Below are 25,771 nucleotides of genomic sequence, written 5' to 3'. Positions count from 1 at the left end.
AAACATTATCCAGCGGAATTATTGGGTGCAAGCGATCGAAAAAACCTCACGCAGATGTCGGAAAACTCTCTCCGGGCGAGGTTTACAATCAATTACCACACGATTTTTGACGGCGACTTATGATGAAATTTCCTGGATACCAAATTCTGGCACAAATCTACGAAAGCGCTAATTCCGCAGTCTATCGAGCTAGCCGAGAACAGGACGATCGAGCAGTTATCCTCAAGGTACTCAAAGAAGACTATCCTACACCTGCGGAACTCACTCGATACAAACAGGAGTATGAAATCACTTGCAACTTAGATATAGAGGGGATAGTTAAGACTTATGGATTAGAACCATATCAAAGAACATTAGCGATCGTCCTTGAGGATTTTGGTGCATTCTCATTCAGACAACTTCTCGACCGTCAGATCGAATCAAATTCTGACTTTTCTATCCGAGAATTTCTCAAAATAGCCATCAATCTCGCTGAAATTTTAGGTCAAATTCACAGCAGCAATATTATCCACAAAGATATCAACCCCTCCAATATCGTCTTCAATCCAGAAACCGGAATTCTCAAAATCATCGACTTTGGCATTTCCACTCAGTTAACCCGCGAAAATCCTACCCTAAAAAATCCCAATGTTTTAGAAGGGACTTTAGCCTATATGTCGCCGGAGCAAACGGGACGGATGAACCGTTCCCTAGATTACCGCACGGATTTTTACTCCCTCGGTGTCACGTTCTACGAATTGCTAACCGGACAGTTGCCGTTTGAGACAACTGATGCCCTGGAGTTGGTGCATTGTCATATTGCCAAACAGCCAGTAGCACCCCATCAGGTTAATTCAGAAATTCCCAATGCCGTTTCAGACATTGTGATGAAACTGATGGCGAAAACGGCGGAGGAGCGATATCAAAGTGCTTGGGGAGTAAAAGCCGATTTAGAAGCCTGTCTCAATCAACTGCAAACTCAAGGAGAAATTTCCGAATTTCCGCTTGCCGCTCAAGATATTTCTGACAAGTTTCAAATTCCGCAAAAACTCTATGGACGTGAGGCAGAGGTTGAAACGTTACTGACGGCCTTTGAGCGAGTAGCGGACAGTCCCCAATCAAAAATCGAGATGATGTTGGTGGCGGGTTATTCCGGTATCGGGAAGTCATCGCTGGTTGCCGAAATTCATAAACCGAATACCCGACTGCGCGGCTATTTCACTGCTGGCAAATTTGACCAGTTTCAACGCAATGTTCCTTACTCTGCTATTGTCAGCGCCTTTAAAGGATTAGTGCAGCAACTGTTAACTGAAAGCTCTTCACAACTAAATCAATGGCGAAAAAAACTTTTAGCGGCATTTGGTACTAACGGTCAAGTCATTATTGATGTAATTCCCGAAGTGGAACTGATTGTCGGCAAACAGCCAGCCGTGCCCGAGTTAGGAGCAACTGAGTCGCAAAATCGCTTTAATTTCGTCTTTCAAAACTTCATCCGGGCATGTTGTACAAAAGAGCATCCCTTAGTTATCTTTTTGGACGATTTGCAGTGGGCAGACTCCGCCACGCTCAAGTTGATAGAACTGATGATGACCGATGCTGATACCGAGTATTTATTTTTGATTGGGGCGTATCGGGATAACGAGGTTTCTTTAGTTCATCCGTTAATGTTGACCTTAGATGAAATTGCTAAAACAAAAGCAATTATCAATCGAATTCATCTATCGACTTTGGATTTAGGAACCGTCACTCAAATTATTGCCGATACCCTCAAAACTGAAGCAGAAAATGTCAATTCGGTTGCCGAATTAGTGCATTTTAAAACCGGGGGAAACCCCTTCTTTATGAATGAATTTTTGAAATTCCTTTATACAGAAAATTTTTTGTATGTAAACTTGCAGACTGGCAAGTGGCAGTGGGATTTAGAGCAAATTCAAGCCCAAGGATTTACAGATAATGTCGTCGAGCTAATGGCTGGAAAAATTAAAAAACTGCCAGAGCCAACGCAAAGTTTATTAAAGTTAGCCGCCTGCATAGGCAATCAGTTCGAGCTGAAAACGCTAGGTTCGATCGGGCAAAAATCTCTGATAGAAACAGTGAGGGACTTAAACGCAGCCGTTGCTGAAAATTTAGTAGTTCCTGTGGGGGATATGGCGGATGTGAAATTAGCCATCGCTTCAACCGAACTGTCTGCTAGCCAAGTCTCAACGACCAATCAGCCCTTACCAGAATACAAATTTGTCCATGACCGCATTCAGCAGGCAGCTTATTCTCTTATTCCCGAACAAGACCTAACCATCACTCACTATCAGATCGGACAATTGCTGCTTCAAATATTCTCTCCCGAAGTCAGAGAAGAGCGAATCTTTGCCCTAGTCAATCAATTGAATTATGGGATGGCGCTCGTTGCCGACCAAACCGAACGCGATGAAATGGCGCAACTCAACCTTGTTGCGTGCCGCAAAGCCAAAGCGTCAACTGCCTATCAAGCGGCTCGCGAGTATGTCGAGATCGCGCTAAAGTTACTCGGAGAAGAGCCTTGGCAACGACAATATCAGATGACCTTAACCTTGCACGAAATCGCCGCAGAAGTGGCCTCTCTCTGTGGCGATTTTGACCAAATGGAGCAGTGGGTAGATGCCGTAATCCATCATGCCAGAACTCCTCTAGAGCAAGTGGGCGTTTACATCGTGAAAATTGAGGCATTAGCGTTCCAGAATAAGTTTTTGGAAGCCATATCTCTCGGTAAATCGATTTTGAAGGAACTAGGCGTTGAGTTTTCCAATAACCCCACGAAAGAGGATATTCAGCAGGCAGTCCAAGAAATTAACACCTTGATTGGCTCTCGCCCCATTGAGGAGTTATTTCATCTACCAGCAATGGTCAACACCCAAAAGCTAGCCACAATGCCGGTAGCGTCAAGTCTCATAGCATCTTGTTATGTGTCTGCTTCACCTCTGCTTCCACTGGTGGTTGCCTTACAAGTCAATTTATCGCTCCAGTATGGCAACAGCCCTTTATCATCTCTTAGCTATGCCTATTATGGCTGTTGTCTCAACACCTTTCTACAGGATGTGACGGCTGCCGAGCAGTTTGGTCGATTAGCTTATCGTTTGGCATTGGAGCCGACTGGCAAAAACATGCGCGCTGAAACTTTTGCGGTGATTGCACTTTTTATATACCATCACAAGTCTCATTTGCGAGAAACTTTGCCCCTGGTTCAGGCAGGCTATCAAGCAGGACTGGAAACAGGCAAGCTAGAGTATCTTGGGTACAATGGACATATCATTTGTTCGCATTCCTGGTGGGCTGGTAAACCTTTGGCGGAACTAGAACCCCAAATTCAAGCTTATCGTCAGCAACTGCTCGATTTTAAACTACTGACAGCGGCGAACTTATGTTTAGTATATTGGGAAACAACTCTGTTTCTCCTGGGTAATCCAAACCAAGTTGATCTGTCCTTTGAACAGGCTGCCAATGAAGAAAATTTGGCTAACGATCTGTACCGATTATTCATTTTCTATCTGCACCGAGCAATTTTGAAATTTTTGGTGGGAGAGATAGATGTGGCGAGGGCAGATGTTCTGCGAGCTAGACCGTATATCACAACAAATGCAGGAACAGTTTGCGAAGCTGGTTTATATTTCTATGACTCCCTGATTGCCCTTGCCACTGTACCTGAGTCTGAATCTGAATTAGCAGCGCAACGGCAACGAGTTGAAGAGAATCAAGCCAAATTGCAGTTTTGGGCAGAAAACGCCCCCATGAACTATTTGCATAAGTGGCAGTTGGTAGAAGCAGAAAAATACCGGGTTTTGGGACAGAATGCAGAAGCTATTGAGCTTTACGATCGAGCCATTGCTGGAGCCAAAGAAAACGAGTACATCCAAGAGGAAGCCTTAGCTAACGAACTCGCCGCTAAGTTTTATTTGAACTGGGGTAAAAAAAGAGTAGCTCAGGTTTATATGCAAGAAGCCTATTACGCCTACACTCGCTGGGGAGCGTTGACAAAGGTCAAGGATTTAGAAACAAAATACCCGCAGTTACTGACTAAATCATCGTCGCGCCCCAATATTACTTCCACCCACACGACAAATACCAGTACCGCCACTGGCTCTCAATCAGCATCAGCGTTAGATTTAGCCACAGTGATGAAAGCATCCCAAGCCATTTCCGGCGAAATTGTCCTCGATAAATTACTCGCTTCCTTGATGAAAATTCTCATTCAAAACGCAGGAGCGCAAACAGGCTTTCTAATTTTGGAAAAAGCCGGACAATGGGTAATAGAAGCTGCGGGAAATATCGAAGACGATATCGTCGCAGTATTGCAGTCAATCCCCATTGACGGAAACCTACCCCGCTCGCCGATCGACTACGTAATTCGTACCAGAGAAACAGTTGTTGAGAACGATGCCGCGCAACAGGGCAAATTTAGACTTGACCCCTACATTCAAGCGCATAAAACCAAATCTCTTTTGTGCGCGCCACTGCTCGATCGAGGTCAACTCGGCGGCATCATCTATCTAGAAAATAACTTAACAACCGGAGCGTTTACCCTCGACAGATTGGAAATTATCCAACTATTATCGGGACAAGCCGCGATCGCGATCTCCAATGCCAAACTCTACGCCGAAGTTAAAGAAAGCGAAGGACGGTTGACTCAATTCCTAGAAGCAATGCCTGTGGGTGTCGCTATCCACTCACCAACAGGACAACTCCACTATGCCAACCAGACAGCACAACAGTTACTCGGCCTCAATATAGCACCAGAATCCAAAACCGAGCACATAGCCAAAGCATATCAAATTTATCGTGCCGGAACCCAACAGTTGTACCCAACCGACCAACTGCCGATCGTGCGTTCCTTGAAGGGTGAAACAGCCAAAGCAGACGATTTAGAACTTCACCAACCAGATAAGATACTCCCCTTAGAAGTTTCCACCACGCCAATTTTTGATGATACAGGCAAGATTGCCTATGCGATCGCCGCTTTCTCTGACATCAGCGATCGCAAACAGGCTCAGAAAATTTTAGAAGACTATAACCGCACTTTAGAACATCAAGTAGCCTCGCGCACGAAAGAATTGCAAAACACCCTCGACACTCTCCAAGCCACTCAAAACGAGCTAATTCAATCGGAAAAAATGGCCGCCCTCGGACAACTGGTGGCCGGGGTAGCCCATGAAATTAACACGCCTTTGGGAGCAATTCGCGCCGCGATCGGCAACACGGATAAAGCCTTAGAAGCCTCGTTGTTTCAACTGCCCCAACTGTTGCCCCAACTCACCGAGCAACAGCAAGCCGAATTTTTCACCGTCCTCAAACAAGCTCTGAGCAGTCAATCCAGCCTCAGTACCCGCGAAAAACGCCAAATTAAACGCACGCTGACTCAACAGCTTGAATCTCATCACATTGCCAATGCCAAACAACTGGCTCACCTGCTAACAGAAGGAGGAATACATCAGAGTTTTGACTCTCAACTGTCTTTGCTGCAAACGCCCCAAGCCAATCAAATCGTACAAATTGCCTACGATATCGCCCGCCTGCAAGCCAACAGCCAAAACATTAACAACGCCGTCGAACGAGCTTCAAAAATAGTCTTCGCCCTCAAGAGCTACGCTCGTTACGACCACACTGGGGAAAAACGAGCGATCCAGATTACTGACAACATTGAAACCGTGCTGGAATTGTATCACAATTATCTCAAGAAAGGTGTCGAGGTCACTCGTCACTATCAACCCGTTCCAGAGATTCCTTGCTATCCCGACGAACTCGTGCAAGTGTGGACAAACTTAATTCACAATTCAGTTCAAGCTATGGATGGCAAAGGGACGCTGGAAATCGGCGTGCATCAGAAAGAGCAAAATATTGTAGTTGAACTCACAGACTCGGGTTGTGGGATTTCTCCAGATATTCAAGAGCGAATTTTTCAACCTTTCTTCACTACCAAACCAGCAGGAGAAGGGAGCGGTTTAGGGCTGGATATTGTCAGAAAGATCGTGGAAAAACATCAGGGAACAATTACTTTTGCATCTGTCAGTGGCAAAACTACCTTCACGGTGACGCTGCCTATGGGGTAATATAGATGACAAAATCAATGATTTTTGCAAGCTCGTCTTTGACGGGCATTTCATATCATATCCGGTTGAGTGACCGTAACAAAAGAGGTTTGTAGTGAGGAAGGCGCGTCCGCATTTTGCTCAAATCCGTAACAAAGGACTGAAGTCCTTACTGCAAACATATAATGGTTAGATGACCGGACACGAGATCAATTCGATAACCATAAAAATATGACTGAAGTAGCAATTGTCTGTGTTGATGATGAAATAGTTATCCTAGAAGCTCTTCAAGAGCAAATTAGCCGTCACTTTGGCGAGCAATTTTTGTATGAAGCTGCCGAAAGTGGTGAGGAAGCTCTAGAAATTATTGAAGAGCTAACTGACGGGGGAGTCAAGATTGTTGTAATTGTCTCTGATTGGTTGATGCCCGGAATGCGGGGAGACGAGTTTTTAGTTCAAGTCCACCAGCAATTCGGCGATATTACCGATATTACAAAGATTATGTTAACCGGACAAGCCGATCGGGAAGCTATTGAACGAGCCAAGCGGGAAGCTAATCTGTACTGCTGCATTCATAAACCGTGGCGGCAAGAAGAGTTGCTCGAAACCATCACAACAGCCCTGAAATTAGGATGAACGAACTAGCAATTCTTGTGGTAGATGACGAACCGATGCTGTTGGAAGGTCTTGCTGAGGAATTACAAAGAAACTTCGGTCAAGATTACCAGATTGAAGCGGCCCAAAGCGGTGAAGAAGCCCTAGAACTTCTCGAAGAACTGCAAGCAGAAGGTATCGAAACTGCTGCGGTTGTTTCTGACTATCTGATGCCGGGAATGAAAGGCGACGAACTCCTCTGTCAGATTCATGCCCAATATCCCAATGTATTGAAGATTATGCTCACCGGTCAAGCCGCAGCAGATGCAGTGGGCAATGCTGTGAATTCAGCTAATCTCTACCGTTATATTGCCAAACCCTGGGATGCTACGGATCTCCATCTGACGGTTAAAGAAGCTCTCAGCAAGTATTGGCGAAGCAAAAAACTCGAAGAACAGAATGCTCAACTGCGGGAAAATGAACGTCGCCTGAATCAGATTTTAGAAGCAATGCCCATTGGTGTGACAGTTCACGATAATGGGGGAAAAATAACTTATGCCAATCAGAAAGCCAAGGAATTACTCCAGCTAGACATTTTACCTGAAACCAAAATCGAGCAAAGTTCAACGGATTTCAAAATTTATCAGGGGGGAACTGAGGAATTATATCCCGCACAGAAATCGCCGATCGTGCGCGCTTTAGCCGGGGAAACAGTTCGTGCTGAGGATATCGAAATTCATTACCCCGATCGGATCGTTCCTTTAGAAGTCTCGGCTACACCCATTCGGGATAAAAAAAGCAAAATTTCTCAGGCGATCGCGGCTTTCCACGATATCAGCGATCGCAAACAAGCTGAAGCCGAACGAGAACAGTTTACCCAAGAATTGTTCCAACTTAATGAAGCTTTTTCCCGATTTGTTCCCCGTCAATTTTTGCAATTTCTGGCTCGAAAAAATATCAACGAAATTAAACTGGGAGAATCTATTGAGAAAAAAATGTCGGTTTTGTTTGCCGATATCCGTGCTTTCACAACCCATTCGGAGCAAATGACCCCAGAAGATACGTTTAAGTTTATCAATGGCTATCTCCGGCGCATGGAACCTGCAATTATTGAAAATAGTGGTTTTATTGATAAATATATTGGTGATGAAATCATGGCACTGTTTGAAGTGAGTGCCGATAGTGCGGTGAATGCAGGAGTGACTATGTTGAAAATCCTCGCTGAATACAACCTCAGCCGACAACTACTCGACCGCCAACCCATAGAAATTGGCATTGGCATCAATACAGGAAAGTTGAGGCTAGGAACTGTAGGCGGTAACTTTCGCATCGATACCACCGTCATTGGCGATGCAGTTAATCTCGGTTCGCGCCTCCAACAGTTAACAAAAGTCTACCAAGTTCCGTTTCTGATTTCCCACACCACCTTAGCTGCGCTCGAAGAACCGATGAAGTATGCCCTGCGCCTCGTCGCTCAGGTGCAAGTTCGAGGAAAAGCTCAAAAAGTGGGGGTGTTTGAGGTATTTGAGGCCGATCCTCCGGCCCAAAAACAAGCTAAATTGGAAACGAAACCGATTTTTGAATTAGCTTTAGTTCGCTACTATCAAGGCTCTATCGAGGATGCCAAATTGCTGTTCGCTAGGTGTTTAGAAAGAAATCCCAGCGATTGTGTTGCCCAAAGCTATCTGAAACGGTGTGCTTAACCGGAATACTGCCGGACGCAAAAAATAGTTTGACATTCTATTGATGACCGTAAGGTGCGCACTGCGCACCCTACATATATACGATCCGATCGAAAAAAGATTGACAATAAGCGAGAAAAAACAATGACTAATGTGAAACCAAATCGCACTGTACGGCGGGGAAGACTGTTCCCAGAGATTCAGTGGTCAGAAAAAAAAAAGCCCAGTGGCGCGCTGAAAGAGAAGCATTTTATCAGCGCTGCAAACCAATTTTCGATCGCCTCAAACCAGAACTAATTGAGACTCACTACAACTGGTACATGGCGGTTGAACCCGACAGCGGGGAATATTTTATCGAAAAAGATTCTTTAGCCGCTGGAAAAATGTGTCGTCTGAAACATCCCAATGCTACTATCCCGCAGGTCTTTCGGATTAATGAAACAGGAGTTTGTGGCACGATATGATTGAAGGAAGATTTGGTGATGAGGACGAGCTAATATAGTACCATCTGACACAAAGGAGAATCAACAATGACTTATCTCAACCCAACTCGCAGAGTACCCCAGAAAAGATTGCACCCAAAACGCACACTTTCTCCCGAAGAAATAACCCAATGGTACGCTGAAAGAGCTGCATTTCGCCAGCGGTGTCAACCTATATTCGATCGCCTCAAACCAGAATTGATTAAAACCCATTACAACTTGTACATGGCGGTTGAACCCGACAGCGGAGAACATTTTATAGAAAAAGATTCGTTAGCCGCCGGAAAAATGTGTCGCCAGAAACATCCAAATGCTATCCCGCACGTCTTTAGGATTAATGAAACAGGGGTTTGTGCCACGATATGATTCAAGGATGGTTTGGTGATGAGGACGAGCTAATATAGTACCATCTGACACAAAGGAGAATCAACAATGACTAATGTAAAACCAAATCGTACCGTGCGGCGGGGAAGAGTGTTCCCAGAAATTCAGTGGTCAGAAGAAAAAAAAGCCCGGTGGCGAGCTGAAAGAGCCGCATTTCGCAAGCGTTGCAAAGTAATTTTCGATCGCATTAAACCAGAATTGATTGAGACTCACTACAACTGGTACATGGCGGTTGAACCCGATAGCGGGGAATATTTTATCGACAAGGATGATATGGCGGCTACCAAAATGTGCCGCCAGAAACACCCAAATGCTATCCCCTACCTTTTCCGCATCAACGATACAGGAGTTTGTGGCACGATATGATTGAGGGAAGCTTTGGCGATAATGACGAGCTATTTTTTGAAGTTGAAGTGATTGCTGATAACGGCTTAGAATTACCTGTTGATGCTCTGCTAGATACAGGTTTTTCGGGCTGGCTAGCAATGGATGAGCAAGATTTAGAGGGACTAGATTGGATTTATATTAGGCGACAAGAAATGCGGACAGCAAGGGGAGAATTTGATTTCGATCTTTATGCAGGAAAAATCAGAATTGACGATCGAGAATTTGACATTCCCGTTCACGTGGGTGCGGGAGTACCGGAAGTTTTAATCGGGCGCCAGTGGCTGAAAACTCGGCGGTTAGTAGTTGATATGTCTGCGGATGTTTTGACATTGGAAGCGAATTAAAAGCAAAATGAATTTAAAAAGTTTTGATATAGTAATAGTAGGAGCCGGCCCAGCAGGAGGCCACTGTGCCAGAATCCTAGCCAAATCCGGCCGCAATGTCTTGCTTGCAGAACAAAACGACAATTTTAATAAAAATGACTTTTCCAGCGCCGCCACGCCTCTAGAAACCCTCTCTCAATTCGATTTACCCCAATCAGTCATCGGCAGTTTTTGGCACAAACTGACTATTGAAACGAGCAAAGTCAGTCAAACTTGGGAGTCTCCCGAAAGCTTGGGAGTTGTTCTCAACTTTGCGAAATTTAGAGCATTTTTGGCCGAAGAAGTTGAGCGATTTGGCGGTGAAGTTTGGCTGGGTTGTCGCTACACCGGACATTCGCAAGCCAACGGCGAAACCACAGTAGAATTTAAACAGTTATCTGACGGTCAACTTATCAAAGTTAGCACGAAAGTCTTGGTTGATGCTAGTGGTTTTGCTCGGGCGATTATGTACGAAAAAGAAAACGACAAGCCGGATTTTTTGTCGGGAACCGGCATCGAATATTTAATTGAAGTAGAACCGGAAATTTACAATAAATATGCCAATGATTTAATCTTCTTTTTGGGCGATAAATGGATGCCGAAGGGTTATTCTTGGATATTTCCGATGGAACAAAACAGGCTGAAAGTTGGTGCGGGACGCATTTTTTTAGATTCCAAAACGGTTAAGCATTTGTCACCGCTGAAAAAATACATTGATTTGCTGATTGATGAATATCTGAAGTCTAAAAATTATACAATTATTGACAAACACGGTTCGACGCTGAAATACAGTCCTGGTTTGCAGGATATTTATTGGAAGGATAACATAATTGCGATCGGCGATACTGTCTCGACAGTTAATTTTCTGGGCGGCGAGGGGATTAGACACGGGATGGATGGTGCCGAAATCGCGGGGAAATACATTGAAAAATATTTGGAGGGGAAAATCTCAGATTTTGCGGATTATGAGACCCAAATGCACCGCAAGTTCGATCGCAAATGGAATATTTCGGAAAGGTTGGCGGTGAGAAAGTATATCGATGATGTGAATGATGAACTGACAGATAAAATGATTTCTTATTTAAAGTACATGAAAACTAAAGATGTGATGGATATTTTATTTTATTATAAGTTTGAGAAGATTTCTCGGGGATTTGGCGGTTATTTGCGGCGTAAATTTCAGGGATTGGTGCAGCGGCTGAGAAAAAGTTTCTAGCAATTATCTAAACAATCATAAATTAGGTTCGCAGCATCGGACTTCAGTCCTTTCCCGGTCAGACTAAAGTCCTGACTGCGAACCATAAAGTTAGTTTGTAGTGAGGACTTCAGTCCTTTTTTTTTTTGCGGACTAAAGTCCGATGCTGCGAACCAATTCCCAGAAATTTTCTGCTGTGATTTGAATGCGCGGTAGCGACATTAAAGAATCGTCAAAATTGCTAATACTCGATCTATATGATACACCGACACTATACCCACTTGCTCCGATTAAATGCGCTACAATTTTATCGACATCTCCGTAAGGATAAGCAAAACATTTCACAGATTTCCCTAATCCCCGTTCCAAGATAGCGCGAGATTTTGCCCCTTCGCGCACAATTTCTGTGGGCGACAATGCAGTCAGAGGCTGATGAGTAGCAGACATCGAACCGAATTCAATCCCTGAATCTCGCAGTTGCCGAATTTCTGGCCATCCCATTAACTGTACTTCTTCAGTATCTGCTTTTTCCCAACTATTTGTCTTTCCTATCGACTCCGCTACCAGAAAAACAGTCGCTGTAAAATCAAACCGTTTTAACAGAGGGAAAGCGTAGGTAAAAAAGTCGAGATAGCCACCGTCAAAAGTCATTAATACTGCTTTACCGGGTAAAGGAGTTTGATCCCGTTTCGCCCTTTGCCAATTTTCCCAACTCGCACTGTAATAACCATGCTGTTTGAGATACTGCAACTGTTGTTCAAAAACTTGGGGAGTAACTGAGTCTACACCATCAGGATTAATGCGGCGGTAGGCGAGAATCGGCAGTTTTTTTGTAACGCGATGATTGTCAAAAAGTTGAGGTTTCACCGAGTGATAATTTTCTCGATAAGCCAATTTTTGCCAAATGATTTCAGGTGCGTAAAATACTTGCTTTGGCAATTCGTTTTCTAGGGGAATTTGGATTGTCGCTTCCCCCGCGATTGCTGCCGAGTTCGCTAATTCCCGCAGCGCCTGCGCCGGGAGTGCGGCCCGGCGGCTGACACTGGTTCCTGTTGCACCGTATCGCCTGCCGAACATCACCGCATGGGGCGGGTAAATGCCTCCAGAACCCGCTGCATTCAACCAGTCGGGCTGATTCGACCTTTGTTGGGCGGCCGAGGCTAAGCGCGATCGCAGCGATTTCTCATTATCTAACGGTTTGCCCAGCAAAGCTTCACGCACGGCGGCGACGCACAGCTCAAAACCGATATTTCGAGTAATTGTCGATCGCAAATTTTGAGCAGAAACAAAATTATGTTCCACCGCAACGGTTACAATACTGACAGCAACACCGCCTACTTTCACCAGCACGTCAATTTCTGAAAGCTCAACTTTTATATTAGGCAATTCTTCGCTAACTTCTACAGCTATAAAATCATTTTTAAGCAGCACTGTTTGTGCATTATCTGCTGTTTTAGGCCTGTAAAAACGCTCTAAATTCCAATTTGGACGCCCCCATATTTCTTGTAAAAATAGCGTCCAGTCAAATTCTTTAGGCTGCGAAGATACCGGATTGCACTGAAAGAAGCGATCGAGAATTTGCCAAGCAAACTGGGCTGCGATCGCATCCTCCAAAACCGCACCCGCCACAATCCCGTCGCAGACTGGCAATTCAACAACACCGAGTTCATTGCCTTCTAATGTAATTGTACAGCACAGGCGATCGCCTATTTGCGGAAAACAGCAAATATCCAAAATTGGTGCGGTAACTTCCACCGCAACTTGACCGGCAATTTCATTATTTACCCACCTAATTTTATCTAAAATATAGACAATTTCATCTTTCTTAAAAAGACCATGATATTTGTGAGATTTAGTGCTGGCGATATCTCGATCTATTCCTTGATGCCAAGGTAAATTCAAACTCAAATTCGCTGCTTGCTGCTTGTAATTGTCCAGCATAGCACCGTCATATTCAATGCCAAGAAAATTACAAATTTCTCCTAAAGTTTTAATTTTGTCATCTAAAAGCTCTTCATACTTAACTAAAATATGATGAGATTTATTAACATATTTATGGCTAGTTAACACCGCATCTTGCCAGCGCTCGATACAGTGATCTAAATCCCAAACACCCCCCCACAAATCGTTAAACTTCCTAGTAGCCTCATACATAGAAGCTATGCAATCCATACTGTTGCGCAAAATATGTATAAATTTTGCCTCCGGCAAAAAGCGCTCTATATCGGGAATAAAATAGATGTGTTCCGGCGTTTTTTCCAACCAAATACTTTTGTTTTGTTCCGCAGCCAAACCATCCAAAACTCTCACAAACCAACTAACTTTAGTTTCCACACTTTGACTGTCATCAAAACCTTGCAAAAGTTCAGGGCGATTAATCTCGTCCTTAAAAAAAGCTTCCATCCTACTTGGCAACTTTCCCGCGAACTTGTCGTACAGTAAATAGTGAAAAAACTTTGATTCAGGAAAAGAAATAACTTCGGGATGAGCCGCTAATAGACTCTGAAGAATTGTTGTGCCGCTGCGAGGGGAGCCTACTAAAAATATTCGTTGCATTGTTAGATTTTATATTGATAAACGGGCGATCTAATTTTTTTCGTTGGGTGGGGGCGGGTTTATCTAGATTGTTGGTAAAAATTAAATATGGTTGGCGAACCCGCCCCTACAAAACTTATGTTTTACCGTATTTATCCGCGTTAATCCGCGTTCATCTGCGGTTTCACAAACATCCTAACTCCAAGTAAAATCCTCTTTCAACAAATCGGAAAGCTCCTGATTGTAAGGCTTAAAATAATTGGTTAATTCTTGTTCGATTTCCGCAGGCATATTACTGTAATCCTCAGTATTATTACCCTGATATTCTTTGACAGCACTCGCCTGGATATCCAAGAAATCTAACACCTTAGAAAACACGTTACCAGGATTTTTTTGAAAATCTTCGCTTTTGAGAATTAGCAACTGTTCCCGGGGGAAATAATCGAGCCAATTCTTGATTTGTTCGACATAAATTCCCCGCGACAAGTAGGAATAATGCTGGTGATTGAAACTGTAATAACCTTCATCGGCTTTGATTTTTTCAATTTCTCCTTTCAGTCGGTCGGGTTCAGATGCGATCGCCTTTTCAAAATCCAGCTTTTCGCAGCCGATCGCCACTTCTAAATGATAGTGCATCCACGCTCTTTGTACCGGGTTGCGCAGCATCACAATCAGCTTAACATCCGGGAAACACTTGTAAACGCGCTCGGCCACCAACGGATGGTAAATATAGTAAGGAGTCATCTCCCACAGCAGCACCTTGTCACCCGCGACACTCCGCGTCAACTGCTTGCTGTACCACTCAACACCGCGCTCGAAATTTAATTCAAAAAAGTGTGTTTGCTTAGCACCTTCTTTGATATTTTGCAAGTGATTTTCTAGATATCCGTATAAAGCCTCGGTGCTGCACTTTTGAGCCCCCAGAATTAAAAAGTCAGGAGACTGCTTATTTTTCAACTGAGTGGAAATCTTGGCGTAGCTGGGATTATTTTTATTCAAAGCGTGAACTTTGTCAGTTGTTTCTGGCAAATCTGCAACCTGCATTTTGCCGTCAAACTCCCAGCGGTAGGGCGGACAAAGAATCGTTTTTTGGTGTACAGTCGATCGCACGTACAGCGGATAAACGTGCCAGTGATAATCGTAAGCATAGGCCCAACTCTTCTCGTAAACCCCAGCATTCACGTAATACTGACCGTTTCCTAAATCCAGCCTGTCTACGTGCAGCCGGATTTTGCCTTTACCTTTTGCCAGCGGTACCAACCGGCCCATTTGATTAGTATTAGTCTCAAAACAACTTTGACCGTCTTCCCGGCTGATTGTCACGCCAAAAATAGCAGCAGAAATCGGCTTTGGCACCGAATAATGAATTTCCACAGTAACAGTATCGCCGCTGTCTATTTCCTCATCCGGCAACACTTTTACATCCGTAATTTCTACTTCCAAAGAACCGAAACGGTTTTCATTAACTCGCAGTTGCGAACCCGTACTTGTCGTTTCAGGAGGACGCATGGGAGTGCGCTTTTCTGTTTCCGAGCGCATTTCCGACAAATACTGACCGACTACGACTTCCGTCTCCCCGTAAGCCATGATTTTACCTTCCCGCAGCCACATACCCCGATCGCAAGTTTTTTGAATTTGCGCCGCACTGTGAGAAATTAAAACAATCGCGGCTCCTTGATTTTTAAACTCATCTATCTTTTTCAAACATTTAGTTTGAAAAGCCACATCCCCAACCGACAAATATTCATCAATTAATAACACCTCTGGATTGGTATGAATTGCCACCGAAAAAGCCAACCGCATTCGCATCCCCGTGCTGTAAGTCCGCAGCGGGCTGTCGATAAACTGTTCTAATTCCGCAAATTCAACAATATCAGAGAACCGGCGCGCTGCTTCCCGGCGAGTCAAACCCGCTACCACCGCACCCACAAACACATTTTCTCTACCAGTTAAATCTGAGTGAAAACCCGCACCCAAATCCAACAAACCGCCAATTCTGCCGTTAACTTTAATCGTGCCTTCTTCAGCGCGGCCGATACCGCCGATAAGTTGCAGCAGTGTCGATTTTCCCGCCCCATTCTTGCCGAGAATTCCCAGCATTTCCCCTGGCGCAACTGTAAAGCTGACATCCCGCAGCGCCCAAAAACTCGCCTGCGGTTTCATCCGCCACCAACCCCACAAAGCAGCCTCCATAATTGTCAGAGGTCGATCGGCACTGTAGCGGTTGAAACGTTTCCCCAAACCGTTGACTACAATAGCTTGACGCATTTACAATTCCTCCACAAATCGATCGCTTTGTCGTCTAAAAATTCCTAGTCCGATCGGCAAAAGAGCAGCCACAACCAAGCTAAGAATTAGCAGCGATTGCCAGTCCGGCTGCGTACCTTTGAGCAGTATTGTTCGGTAAGCTTCAATCAGCGGCACCATCGGATTTAACTGATATAAAGGCTGAAATTCTTTGGGTACACTTTTGAGGTCGTAGAAAATCGGAGTTAGGTAAAAAAGCATCTGCAACAACACGCCCAAAGTGTGCTGGGTGTCGCGGAAAGTCACGTTAATCGCAGCGAGGGGATAGGCCAAACTCACCGTCAAAATGAATTGAATAATCATCAAAAGCGGCAGGGCAAACAGCGCCGAACTTGGCTGAATTCCGTCTATTGCCAAAAAGATAATTAGCACCGGCAGCGCCAGCAAAAAGTGAATCAATCCGGTGGTAGTTGTCACTACAGGCAAAATAGCGGTCGGAAAATTTGGCTGTCTGATTAAAGGCAGGTTGCCAGTAATTAGTCCCGTCGCTTGAAACAGCGCCGTCTGAGTCCAAGTCCAAATTAACAAACCGCTGAAGGCAAAGGAAGAAAACTGCGGAATATTTACCGGAATTACCGATCGAAATACAAAAGAAAAAACAGCCAACTGCAACAGCGGATTGATCAGAGTCCAAGCAATCCCCAGGGTCGATCGCTTGTAGAGTAGTTTCATGTCGCGATCGACCAACTCCCGCAGCAAATCGAAAAAATGAGCAATTTTGCGCCTATTTACCAGTTTTACCGCATTTATCACTGTACACCCCCAACAATTATCGGCCCTTCAACTTCCTGCAATTCTGGGCCCGGGAGAGCAGCCAACCGCTGGGCTTGCAACTGCGCTTCCCTGTAAGCAAAAGGACTTTGCAGAGCTCCTAGCAACTCGCTGACAACCAATTTGCGGGGGAACCAGCCCGGACGCCTCAAACGGCGCAGCAGCCACCAGTTCAGCCACTGAGACCAAGCAAAATGCAAAATTTCCAGGCGGCCGACTGTGCGGTTGCGATCGCACGTCAGCAAATAAGCCCCAAAACCGCGCCCGTTATCCCTTAACTGCAGACTCAAAGCCTCGCCGCTGCGCCTGTGTACGTGCCACACAAAAGCTCTCGGATCGTAGAAAGTCGAGTATCCCTTCGCCAAAATCCGGTGAAACATCTCGATATCCCCAGCCCCCCGAGTCGGAGTCCCCACATCCAAAGCCGGGTCAAAATTCCCAACTTCCGCGAACACTTGACGCCGGAAAGCCATATTTGCGCCGACTCCGTAAGCGCTCGCCCACAGCAAGCTCTGCGTCGAAAGCTTGCTACCATCAACTTTAAAACTGTGGACGTATTGCAGCATTCCTCCATAGCCGAATTCAAATTGAATTTGAGCCTCTGTTTCGAGTTCCGCCGGCGCGACTAAACCGCTAACTGCCATAATTTCCGGCTCAGCAAAACCCGCAGCCATTCCCCGCAGCCAACCGACATCGGGCCGCACGTCGTCGTCAGTAAAAGCAATAATTTCGTGGCTGGCTTCAGCGATGCCGCGATTGCGCGCCCAATCCAATCCTGGCCGTTCTTCCTTGACGTAGCGTACAGGCAATCGCGCGACCAATTCAGCGGTGCTGGTGTTGGAAGGAGCGTTGTCTACGACGATAATTTCGCGATCGGGATAGTCCACGGCAAGAATTGCTTCCAAAGCGCCTTTGAGCAAGTCCGTGCGATCGCGCGTGCAGATGACCACACTAATCGGCGGCAGCGGATAATTCGGCTCTGTTTGCAGGCCCAACTGAAGAGGGAGAATTGCTTTTGCCAATTCCTTGCCTATTTGCGCCACAATTGTCGATCGCACGCGATCGGCCGGAATAATTGCCTGCCAAGGATCGTTCAATATTTCCACCCATTTTAGAGGCACTCCCCGGTAGCACACCAAGATGCGGATTTTTTCATATTTCTCAAGTCCGCGAATCGGATTTATCGGTTCGGAAAACTCAAGTTTCAGCAGTTTTATTCCCATAAATTGATCCTAAAATTGGTAATTGGTAATTGGTAATTGGTAATTGGTAATTGGTAATTGGTAATTGGTAATTTACTCGTTACCAGCAGTGCCTGGTAACGGATATACGGAGGAAGAGCCTCCTAATCCTGTGCCGAGGCAGAGCAAGAGTGATCGGGGTTCCCAGGCACAGCGAAAGGAACCAGTTAATCCCCATTACCCATTACCCATTACCCATTACCCGTTAGCAATTATTTAACTGCCAACTCATAATTATTTTCCAAAGCAATTAGAGAGTTTTCGAGAGCCGTTTCGGCATTTTTGGGCATACCGTTAACCGCGATCGCAATTAGCAATTCATCCGACACGAGATTTGCCAAAATTGAACGCAGGTGGATGCCCCGCAGCGGCTCGACACCGAATTTGGGAGGAACGTGGCCGACAGGAAGTTCACCGTAAAAGAGATAAATGCCATCGGGCCGTTCAGCGTCGAGCAACCTTTCTGCTGCTTCCCAACCTTGCTGCAAATCGATTTCAATTTCGCGATCGCTCAAATCGGCGCGGGCCGGCCCACCTTGCATAAAACTAGAAATTGCCGATCGAGTTTTCAACTCATCAATCACCCCCCGGAAATACCAATAACCGCGCAATTTTCCCCGCAGCCACCGCCAAGTTGTCCGCATCCCCAAACTTTCGAGAACATCCAGAGATTTTCTCAGTACCGCCGCCAGCAAATCCACCCCCGCAGGCCAGACAAACGCCACGGCAGACAAAATTTTATCTGCTAAAGAATAAGGAATTTCGTAGTCTTTGATGTGCAGTAGCGGTCTGAGTTCCGGGTGTCGGTGACCGATCGAAACATCCGATCGCCCTTCTTGACGAGCTCGGCGAAAAGAGCGATCGAGATTGTTAGTTTCGTGTTCGTAATGATAGCCCACAGCTTCAGCAGCCATCACAAAAGGTACATCAGCTTTCAGCAAGCGCACCCCAAACTCGTAATCTTCCCCGCCGCAGTTCCCGAAAGCCGAATCGAAGCCATCGAGACGAGCAAACAGTTTTGCGTCCAGAGAAAGATTGCCGCTGAGCAAATCTTGGTACTCGAACCTGTGATGGGGGCGGCTCATCTGGTAAAATTTTTCTTCCCACCAAGAGCGCACTTCCACATCAAAATATTTAGTTCCTCCCTGCAACTTTGGCGGGTAAGGGCCCATGACAGCAGAGCCAGGACGTTCTTGGTGAGTGCGAACGTGGCTTTCCACCAAAGGCGGCATTGCTTCGATATCATCGTCGAGAAACAGCAGCAATTCTCCGCTAGCCGAAGCCGCGCCCGTATTGCGGGCAATTGCTGCACTCCGGCAATTTACCTCGATCGCGTGCAGCTTAAACGGAGCTTTGTAGTCTTGTAGCATTGCCAAAGTATCGTCAATGCAGTTATCTGCGACTACTGTAACTTCGATGAGGTCGATCGGATAAGTCTGCGAGTGCAGAGCATCAAGAGCGCGCCGCAGCGAAGAACTTCGATTGTGACTGGGAATAATTACGCTAACAGTTGGATTTTCTCTATTCATATTAGATTTGATTGGTAATTGGTAATTGGTAATTGGTAATTGGTAATTGGTAATTGGGAATTGGTAATTGGCAAAACAGGGAATTGGTAATTGGTAATCGGTAATCGGTAATTGACTGTCAACTGACAACTGACAACTGTCAACTTTCAACTTTCAACTTTCAACTGTCAACTGTCACTGTCAACTGTCAACTGTCAACTGTCAACTGTCAACTGTCAACTGTCAACTGCTTCCGAGAAGCAAAATAAGCCATCGGGCCCTTGACACAGCCCCGCAATTGAGCTAACAGCAAATCGCTCGGAACCGACTCCGGTTGCTTTCGCAAAGAAGCAACTAATTCAGGAATTTGTTTGTGCCGCAGCCATCCCCAAGCTAATAGAGGCACACTGAATTCTCTGTTAATGACAAACATCCGAGTCCAAAAAGCATAGACTCCGATGCCGTAGCCGTGCAGCGTTTTTTCCAATTCTTGCCAGGTGCGGCGGTGGCGGTGCCAGCTCAAGGCTCTCGGCTCGTAGACGATGCGGTAGCCCGCGCGCAAGATGCGGGCAAACAGTTCGCAGTCTTCGCCGCCGACGGTGGGCGTCCCCGCCCCCAAAGCTTCGTCAAACAAGCCGATCGAGCCGATCGAACTTTTGCGCAAAGCCATACTCGCCGAAACACCCACCGGAGCCACAATCAGCGGATTGCAATGCGCCCCGTCAAAAACTCGGCGCTCGAAGCCCCGCCCGTGGGGGCTGTAGCGCTCGAACCATTCTTGCGCTTCTGTTTCCAGTTCTAAAGGCACGATCAGCCCCGTGACGCACATAACTCGCGGATCGCTAAAATTTTGCAAGAGCGATCGCAGCCAGTTCGGATCGGGCACTGCATCGTCATCTGTAAACGCTACGAAGTCGTGCTTAGCTTCGCGTAAAGCTCGGTTGCGGGCAGCGCTGGAACCCGGTACGTCCTCGCGCACGTAGCGGACTTTTGGGTAATTTTCGACCAGTTCCCTGCTCGCCTCCGTGGCGGGACAATTGTCAATTACCAAGTATTCCTGACCGTCGTCGGGCAGTCGCATAAACGCTTCAAGAGCGCGATGCAAATCTTCCGGTCGATCGCGCGTGCAAACCGCTACAGTGGCTGCGGGCATTGCCTGCACGGGCCCGCGTTCGTCCCATGCGAGGGCATCGTAGAGCCAATTTTTCCAAAGGCGATCGCCCACAGCATTCATCAGAGTTTCCCGCAATTGGGAGCCGTCTATGCGACCTCCGACTGCCGGTAAAGTCGCTTGACCGATCGGTTTTCCGTGCAGTCTAATTAAAACCAAGGCTTTGCTGTAACGCTCCTCAACCGCTATTTCTGGCGGGAGTTGGGAGATTTCCAGGTCGAGAATAGCTGTTGCCATTTTAGATTTTAGATTTTAGATTTTAGATTGCGAAAAATTATTGCAAAAAACTCAGATATTCTCCGTATTTTACCGGATGTATTTTAGCCCAAATTATTGTCCGAGATAGCGACTTATCAATGCCCGACTTGCCGATCGGCGATCGCGAATCAAACATAAAGCCTCATTTTGGTGATTGCTGTTATTTATTTTTACTTTCGATCGCCCGCTGATGTCAAGTTTTTTTCCGACATATTTTTTACCGCCGAAGACGATCGCACGTCGGGGCTGATGTCAATTGCAGGTGTTAATCGCCCATGCTTTCGAGGTGACGATAGAAGATTTAGTCGAGATTTTGGCAAATTGGGGGCTAACATTGAAAGGACGCTCAGTCCTTACTACAAACTGGTTCGATCGTTCGGACTGAGCGTCCTTCTCCTTCTCTAAACGTTGGTAGTAAGGACTGAGCGTCCTTCTCCTTCTATACCCGCGTTTGACTTTGCTGAATTTCTGCCAACAGCATCTCTTGGCTTTTCGCAGGTTCTTTGCAAGTCAAACACTCGCAAACTAAGCCGATCGCACCTTCAGGCAAATCAGCCTCAATCTGACAGACAGCAGTCGGATAATACCGCGAAATCAACCCCGAAATCTGGTCTGGCGAAGTACGAACCAGGGTAGAATGCTGATACCAATCCAGAGCCGAAAGCAGACTCGGGCAAGCTTGCGGAGCATCTCGGACAATGCTGCTGAAAGCTTGCAAAGCTTGTTGGGCGCGATCGAGATATTCTAAATTTGGGCCCAGCAGCGCGAGGCGAACCAAACAGGCGATCGCAATTCCATTCGCCGCAGGAGTGGCATTGTCCGTATAACTGCGTTCCCGCACCAACAAATCCCCGCTAGCATCCTGAGCAGCATTGTAATACCCTCCCAATTCCACGCTCCACAAAAACTCATCAAACTCATCTTGCACCTGCACAGCTTTCTCCAACCAAAACTGAGAACTTGGTAACTGCTGTGCTGCTTGGGCCTTTCCTAACATCAAACTTGCTTGATGCAAATCCAACAAAGCTTTCACAAACAAAGCATAATCTTCCGACTGCGCCGCCACAGCAGATTGTCCGTCATAATTCAGCCGTTGAAACCGCCCGTCAGTCCACTGATTGTCTAAAATAAAATTAGCAGCTTTCGCAGCCAATTCTAGATATTCCCAATTCCCAAAAACAGCCGCCGCCCGCGCCAAACCCGAAATCATTAAGCTATTCCAAGCCGCAATCATTTTCGTGTCAGTAACTGCGGGAATTCTCCCCGGCCAACTGTCGTTTTTCGCTTCCTGATTGTTGCGGGCTGGCCCAAAAGTTTTCACAGTATCGGGATGGCCGCCGTAGCGCACAGCAAAAAGTTTAGCCAAAGCCGTTTCTACCGTTTCGCTGAGTTTTCCCGGATGGCGGCGCTGCAATACATTCTTGCCTTCAAAATTGCCGCTGCGACTAACAGCAAACTGTGCTTTAATTTCTCTTAATTCCTCAGCAGTTAACAGTTGTTCCAGTTCGGCGTAAGTCCAAACATAAAAAGCTCCTTCTTCCGGTTCAGACCCCCCCGTTGCCCCCCCTTGGTAAGGGGGGGTTGGGGGGGTAAAGCTGTCGGCATCCTGTGCAGCGTAGAAATAGCCAGTCGGCGCGGTCATTTCTCGCTTCAACCATTCTACTGTCCGCGCGATCGCACTTTCAAAAGCAGGTTCTTGGATGCCCGCGCTCCACAAATTCGCCAAATACTCAACAATTTGACCGTTGTCGTAGAGCATTTTTTCAAAGTGCGGCACAGTCCAAGTCGCGTCAACCGTGTAGCGGTGAAATCCCCCCGCAACGTGGTCGTAAATGCCGCCCAATGCTAAGTCTAAGCCCCGCTGAGTGCAGACTTGTTTGCTGTCGTATTTTGAATCAACAAAATTGAATCGCGTTCCCCGCAGTGCTAGCTCAGCATAAGGCATCATCGGAAAACTGGGCCCGGGGTTGCTGCCGGCAATAATTCCGGTATTGAGTTCTAAGCCTTTTTGGAAGATTTCGCGATTTAATTCTGTAGTTGCTGCTGACAGCAGTGCCGACTGTTGCAGGTTGTCTAAAATTTCTCCTTTGAAGGCTTGCAATTTGCGCTTTTCTGTGTCGTAAAAGCGGCGAATAGATTGCAACACTTCTAAAAATCCGGGGCGTCCGTAGCGGGGAGTTACGGGGAAATAAGTGCCACCGTAGAAGGGAACTCGCTCGTCGGGAGTGAGAAAAACGTTGAGCGGCCAACCGCCTTGGCCGGTCATCATTTGCAAAGCTTGCATATAAATGCTGTCGATGTCCGGGCGTTCTTCGCGATCGACTTTTACGGGTATAAAGTGCGAATTCATGTATTCGGCGATCGCGCGATCGGAAAACGCTTCCCCTTCCATCACCGTACACCAATGGCAGCTAGAATAGCCGATCGACAGGAAAATCGGTTTATTTTGGCCCAGGGCCGTTTCTAGGGCTTCGTCGCACCAGGGCCACCAGTCGATCGGGTTTTCGGCGTGTTTCCGCAGGTACAGGCTTTGGGATTGAGCAAGACGGTTGACCATAATCAAATCTACTTTAACTCTTACTGACTGCGCTTGTGGGTTCTCTAGCAGTTTAGCGCGATCTGTTTTACCTGAGTTGTTGGCTATCGCCCTGTTTTAAGCTGTACAGCATTTCACCTGTATATTTCGATGGCGATCGAAAATCGTCAAATCCTCTCCCCCTATCCCCTATCTCCCTCTCCCCTTCTCGGCCTCGATCGCCATACACAATCTAGATGCACAACAGCTTAACACTATAGCTAATTATCTAGAGCTAAAATGGGTTTATCATCTCGGATAACATTCAATCAACAAATGTTACAGTTTTTCTTTTGCTGAGTACAGCGGTTCCTGCTGCTGCGATCGCCATCTGCCTACGTAAGAGAAAACACCTAACTAGGGGTCATCAATCTCCAAAATTTGGCTAAATCCAAGGCTCGTCATCTTCCCAAAAAACTTCATCAAAACTTTATCAAATCCCCTTGCGTTGACCTGTCTTTCCGTTTATATTGAAGATGTCAAAGATAAAAAACTAAGTCCAGCCAACTAGAAAATAAAGGTATCAATCATGAAATCCACATTAACTGTAGTCAAGTCTATTTTAGCTGTGGCCGGTGTCGCTGCTCTTAGTGCTTTATCCGCTGCACCTGCCTCCGCATTCAGCTTTGGTAATATCGTGGGTGGCGATACGGTTGGAGACTCTTATGTTAATGACTTTAGCTTTGATGTCACAGACACTGGCAACAACAGCGTTGGATTCAAAATTGCCAATAATAATACATCCGTAGCCGGCATATATATTGGTTCAGTCTACTTCGACACAGGTAATAACTCTAGTTTATTGAGCGCCTTTGGCATTAATACTGGTAATACTGGTACGGTTAATTTTGCAAATAATGGAACTGCTAATATGCCACAAAGTGCGAACCTTAGTAGTGCTTGGTCTACTGATTTTTCAGCTACGAAACAAGGTGCTGCGTCAAATGGTGTCCAAACAGGTGAGGTTTTGGGGTTGAGTTTTGGTGGAAATTATAATAACGTAGTTTCCGCGTTGAATGCTGGTACTTTAAGACTAGGGTTGCACGTGCAGGGTATTAATGGCGGTAGCGATACTTTCGTCAGCAGCAGCGGCAACACTGAAAATACTCCCGAACCTTTAACAATGCTTGCAGCAGCCGCCGCCGTTGGTTTTGGTACTATGTTCAAAAAGCAACGCGAGCAGGCTCAAAAAGCTGAATAGGCTATCATTTTAAGGGGTTTTGCATCATGGCTTGACCCCACAATGATAACTTTTAGATAGCTCTAAAAATCTGGTTTCAGAAAGAAACCAGGTTTTTTATGATGCTATTGGTTTTATTTAAAGGGTATGATACGATACAATCAATCAATTAATAAGTCATATCAAAATGTTCAAAAGAAAACTTTTTGGGCTAATCATTATCGCCACAGCTTTAGTAACCCTGAACATGACACTCCTTTGGAAACTGGGGGATATGGCTCATTTTTATATGAGTCTAGTTTTTTGGTTGGCTGTGGGTTCCCTACTTTGGGACAAGCAGGATATTCTCAAACAAAGCGGGGTAAAAAGTGACATATTATCCAGAGTTGCTGGGACATTATTAATAGCTTTTATTTTATTTAAAAGTGCTATGGTTTCCAGTAAATTCGATCAATTTTTAAGAATAGCACCTTTTTTGTCAGGTTTAGGCTTGGGCTTAATTGCGGTTGGTTTTCAGGATTTAAAACAATATTGGCGTGAATTGGTAATACTATTTTTTCATGGCATTCCCAGTGTAATTACATCACCTTTATCGGATCTTATTACCTCGTTTACTGCTAAGTTTGCTCATGTTACTTTGTGGTATTTAGGTTTTGATGTAATGCGTGAGGGTAATTATGTTGCTTTACCCACAGGAAGGGTGCTTGTGTATGGGGGATGTTCTGGTATGGAAGCAATGAATTACTTATTAGGTTTATCTGTAGTTTGTTTGGTGATGTTTCCTACTAAACAAAATAAAGCTTTAGTAATAGGTTTCGCAATAGCTTGTGGTTTTATTATTAATGGTTTTAGAGTGGCAGCAATGGCAGTGTTAGTTGCATCTAAGCGCCTAGATTTATTTAAATATTGGCATGAGGGTGAAGGTTCTTTGGCGGTGGGGATGATTGCGGTGATTTTGTTTGGGATATTTTATCAATATATGTTGAAAAAAGATAGCAAAAGCAGTAAAAAATTGGCAAATTAATTAGTTTAAAGCTGAGGTAATATGAGGCAAACAGTAGTTAACATATAGCAATTCGAGCTCTCATATGAGGTGTGTCTGGT

Annotated in this window: 17 protein-coding genes; 10 read left to right on the top strand and 7 right to left on the bottom strand. The window is 45.7% G+C overall.

Going from position 1 to position 25,771, the window contains the following annotated elements; genetic code table 11:
- Positions 1 to 119 precede the first annotated feature (119 nt).
- The 8 genes from QUB63_RS01355 (at position 120) to QUB63_RS01320 (ending at position 11,142) form a co-directional block, all read left to right on the top strand.
- Positions 120 to 6,056, top strand: a complete 5,937-nt coding sequence (locus tag QUB63_RS01355) for an AAA family ATPase (RefSeq protein ID WP_332942966.1) — start codon at positions 120 to 122, stop codon at positions 6,054 to 6,056.
- Positions 6,057 to 6,266: 210 nt separating this feature from the next.
- Positions 6,267 to 6,671, top strand: a complete 405-nt coding sequence (locus tag QUB63_RS01350; protein ID WP_332942965.1) for a response regulator — start codon at positions 6,267 to 6,269, stop codon at positions 6,669 to 6,671.
- Positions 6,668 to 8,332: a response regulator gene (locus QUB63_RS01345; RefSeq protein ID WP_332942964.1), complete on the top strand. Its 1,665-nt coding sequence runs from the start codon at positions 6,668 to 6,670 to the stop codon at positions 8,330 to 8,332. The genes QUB63_RS01350 and QUB63_RS01345 overlap by 4 nt, the downstream gene beginning before the upstream one ends.
- 182 nt (positions 8,333 to 8,514) lie before the next feature.
- The gene (locus QUB63_RS01340; RefSeq protein WP_332942963.1) at positions 8,515 to 8,775 is read left to right on the top strand and encodes a hypothetical protein; all 261 of its coding nucleotides are present in this window, start codon (positions 8,515 to 8,517) and stop codon (positions 8,773 to 8,775) included.
- Between the two features lie 66 nt (positions 8,776 to 8,841).
- A complete protein-coding gene (locus QUB63_RS01335) occupies positions 8,842 to 9,159 on the top strand; it encodes a hypothetical protein (protein WP_332942962.1) in 318 nt (105 codons plus the stop codon).
- Positions 9,160 to 9,225: 66 nt separating this feature from the next.
- Positions 9,226 to 9,543: a hypothetical protein gene (locus QUB63_RS01330; protein ID WP_332942961.1), complete on the top strand. Its 318-nt coding sequence runs from the start codon at positions 9,226 to 9,228 to the stop codon at positions 9,541 to 9,543.
- Positions 9,540 to 9,908 carry an aspartyl protease gene (locus QUB63_RS01325; RefSeq protein WP_332942960.1) on the top strand — a complete coding sequence of 123 codons (369 nt, stop codon included), beginning with the start codon at positions 9,540 to 9,542 and terminating at the stop codon, positions 9,906 to 9,908. The genes QUB63_RS01330 and QUB63_RS01325 overlap by 4 nt, the downstream gene beginning before the upstream one ends.
- A gap of 7 nt (positions 9,909 to 9,915) precedes the next feature.
- Positions 9,916 to 11,142 carry an NAD(P)/FAD-dependent oxidoreductase gene (locus QUB63_RS01320; RefSeq protein WP_332942959.1) on the top strand — a complete coding sequence of 409 codons (1,227 nt, stop codon included), beginning with the start codon at positions 9,916 to 9,918 and terminating at the stop codon, positions 11,140 to 11,142.
- A gap of 132 nt (positions 11,143 to 11,274) precedes the next feature.
- Here QUB63_RS01320 and QUB63_RS01315 read toward each other — a convergent pair whose 3' ends face one another.
- From QUB63_RS01315 to QUB63_RS01285, 7 genes are all read right to left on the bottom strand, one after another.
- On the bottom strand, positions 11,275 to 13,677 hold the full coding sequence (locus QUB63_RS01315) for a sulfotransferase (protein WP_332942958.1): 2,403 nt from the start codon (positions 13,675 to 13,677) through the stop codon (positions 11,275 to 11,277).
- Between the two features lie 174 nt (positions 13,678 to 13,851).
- Positions 13,852 to 15,924, bottom strand: a complete 2,073-nt coding sequence (locus QUB63_RS01310) for a Wzt carbohydrate-binding domain-containing protein (RefSeq protein ID WP_332942957.1) — start codon at positions 15,922 to 15,924, stop codon at positions 13,852 to 13,854.
- Positions 15,925 to 16,716 (bottom strand): ABC transporter permease, encoded by a 792-nt coding sequence (locus QUB63_RS01305; RefSeq protein WP_332942956.1) that lies wholly within the window; start codon positions 16,714 to 16,716, stop codon positions 15,925 to 15,927.
- The gene (locus QUB63_RS01300) at positions 16,713 to 17,957 is read right to left on the bottom strand and encodes a glycosyltransferase family 2 protein (protein WP_332942955.1); all 1,245 of its coding nucleotides are present in this window, start codon (positions 17,955 to 17,957) and stop codon (positions 16,713 to 16,715) included. The genes QUB63_RS01305 and QUB63_RS01300 overlap by 4 nt, the downstream gene beginning before the upstream one ends.
- Positions 17,958 to 18,187: 230 nt before the next feature.
- A complete protein-coding gene (locus QUB63_RS01295; RefSeq protein ID WP_332942954.1) occupies positions 18,188 to 19,654 on the bottom strand; it encodes a glycosyltransferase family 2 protein in 1,467 nt (488 codons plus the stop codon).
- A gap of 58 nt (positions 19,655 to 19,712) precedes the next feature.
- Positions 19,713 to 20,891, bottom strand: coding sequence for a glycosyltransferase family 2 protein (locus QUB63_RS01290; protein WP_332942953.1), 1,179 nt, complete (start codon positions 20,889 to 20,891; stop codon positions 19,713 to 19,715).
- A gap of 460 nt (positions 20,892 to 21,351) precedes the next feature.
- The gene (locus tag QUB63_RS01285) at positions 21,352 to 23,469 is read right to left on the bottom strand and encodes a thioredoxin domain-containing protein (protein WP_332942952.1); all 2,118 of its coding nucleotides are present in this window, start codon (positions 23,467 to 23,469) and stop codon (positions 21,352 to 21,354) included.
- A 547-nt stretch (positions 23,470 to 24,016) separates the two neighbouring features.
- Here QUB63_RS01285 and QUB63_RS01280 point away from each other — a divergent pair.
- Both QUB63_RS01280 and crtA read left to right on the top strand, forming a co-directional pair.
- Positions 24,017 to 24,688, top strand: coding sequence for a PEP-CTERM sorting domain-containing protein (locus QUB63_RS01280; RefSeq protein ID WP_332942951.1), 672 nt, complete (start codon positions 24,017 to 24,019; stop codon positions 24,686 to 24,688).
- Between the two features lie 166 nt (positions 24,689 to 24,854).
- Positions 24,855 to 25,691: a cyanoexosortase A gene (crtA, locus tag QUB63_RS01275; RefSeq protein WP_332942950.1), complete on the top strand. Its 837-nt coding sequence runs from the start codon at positions 24,855 to 24,857 to the stop codon at positions 25,689 to 25,691.
- Positions 25,692 to 25,771 lie beyond the last annotated feature (80 nt).

Source organism: Microcoleus sp. ARI1-B5 (assembly GCF_036705795.1).
In the GTDB taxonomy this organism is placed as follows: domain Bacteria; phylum Cyanobacteriota; class Cyanobacteriia; order Cyanobacteriales; family Microcoleaceae; genus Microcoleus.
The sequence above is the reverse complement of the archived record's forward strand: the minus strand, read 5'-3'. Positions and strand labels throughout refer to the sequence as shown.

What these genes read in the sequence shown, in the direction of transcription:
- QUB63_RS01335 (WP_332942962.1), top strand. Translation starts at nt 8,842, where the DNA reads ATGACTTATCTCAACCCAACTCGCAGAGTACCCCAGAAAAGATTGCAC.
- crtA (WP_332942950.1), top strand. Translation starts at nt 24,855, where the DNA reads ATGTTCAAAAGAAAACTTTTTGGGCTAATCATTATCGCCACAGCTTTA.
- QUB63_RS01355 (WP_332942966.1), top strand. Translation starts at nt 120, where the DNA reads ATGATGAAATTTCCTGGATACCAAATTCTGGCACAAATCTACGAAAGC.
- QUB63_RS01320 (WP_332942959.1), top strand. Translation starts at nt 9,916, where the DNA reads ATGAATTTAAAAAGTTTTGATATAGTAATAGTAGGAGCCGGCCCAGCA.
- QUB63_RS01325 (WP_332942960.1), top strand. Translation starts at nt 9,540, where the DNA reads ATGATTGAGGGAAGCTTTGGCGATAATGACGAGCTATTTTTTGAAGTT.
- QUB63_RS01310 (WP_332942957.1), bottom strand. Translation starts at nt 15,924, where the DNA reads ATGCGTCAAGCTATTGTAGTCAACGGTTTGGGGAAACGTTTCAACCGC.
- QUB63_RS01285 (WP_332942952.1), bottom strand. Translation starts at nt 23,469, where the DNA reads ATGGTCAACCGTCTTGCTCAATCCCAAAGCCTGTACCTGCGGAAACAC.
- QUB63_RS01345 (WP_332942964.1), top strand. Translation starts at nt 6,668, where the DNA reads ATGAACGAACTAGCAATTCTTGTGGTAGATGACGAACCGATGCTGTTG.
- QUB63_RS01300 (WP_332942955.1), bottom strand. Translation starts at nt 17,957, where the DNA reads ATGGGAATAAAACTGCTGAAACTTGAGTTTTCCGAACCGATAAATCCG.
- QUB63_RS01330 (WP_332942961.1), top strand. Translation starts at nt 9,226, where the DNA reads ATGACTAATGTAAAACCAAATCGTACCGTGCGGCGGGGAAGAGTGTTC.
- QUB63_RS01350 (WP_332942965.1), top strand. Translation starts at nt 6,267, where the DNA reads ATGACTGAAGTAGCAATTGTCTGTGTTGATGATGAAATAGTTATCCTA.
- QUB63_RS01315 (WP_332942958.1), bottom strand. Translation starts at nt 13,677, where the DNA reads ATGCAACGAATATTTTTAGTAGGCTCCCCTCGCAGCGGCACAACAATT.
- QUB63_RS01290 (WP_332942953.1), bottom strand. Translation starts at nt 20,891, where the DNA reads ATGGCAACAGCTATTCTCGACCTGGAAATCTCCCAACTCCCGCCAGAA.
- QUB63_RS01280 (WP_332942951.1), top strand. Translation starts at nt 24,017, where the DNA reads ATGAAATCCACATTAACTGTAGTCAAGTCTATTTTAGCTGTGGCCGGT.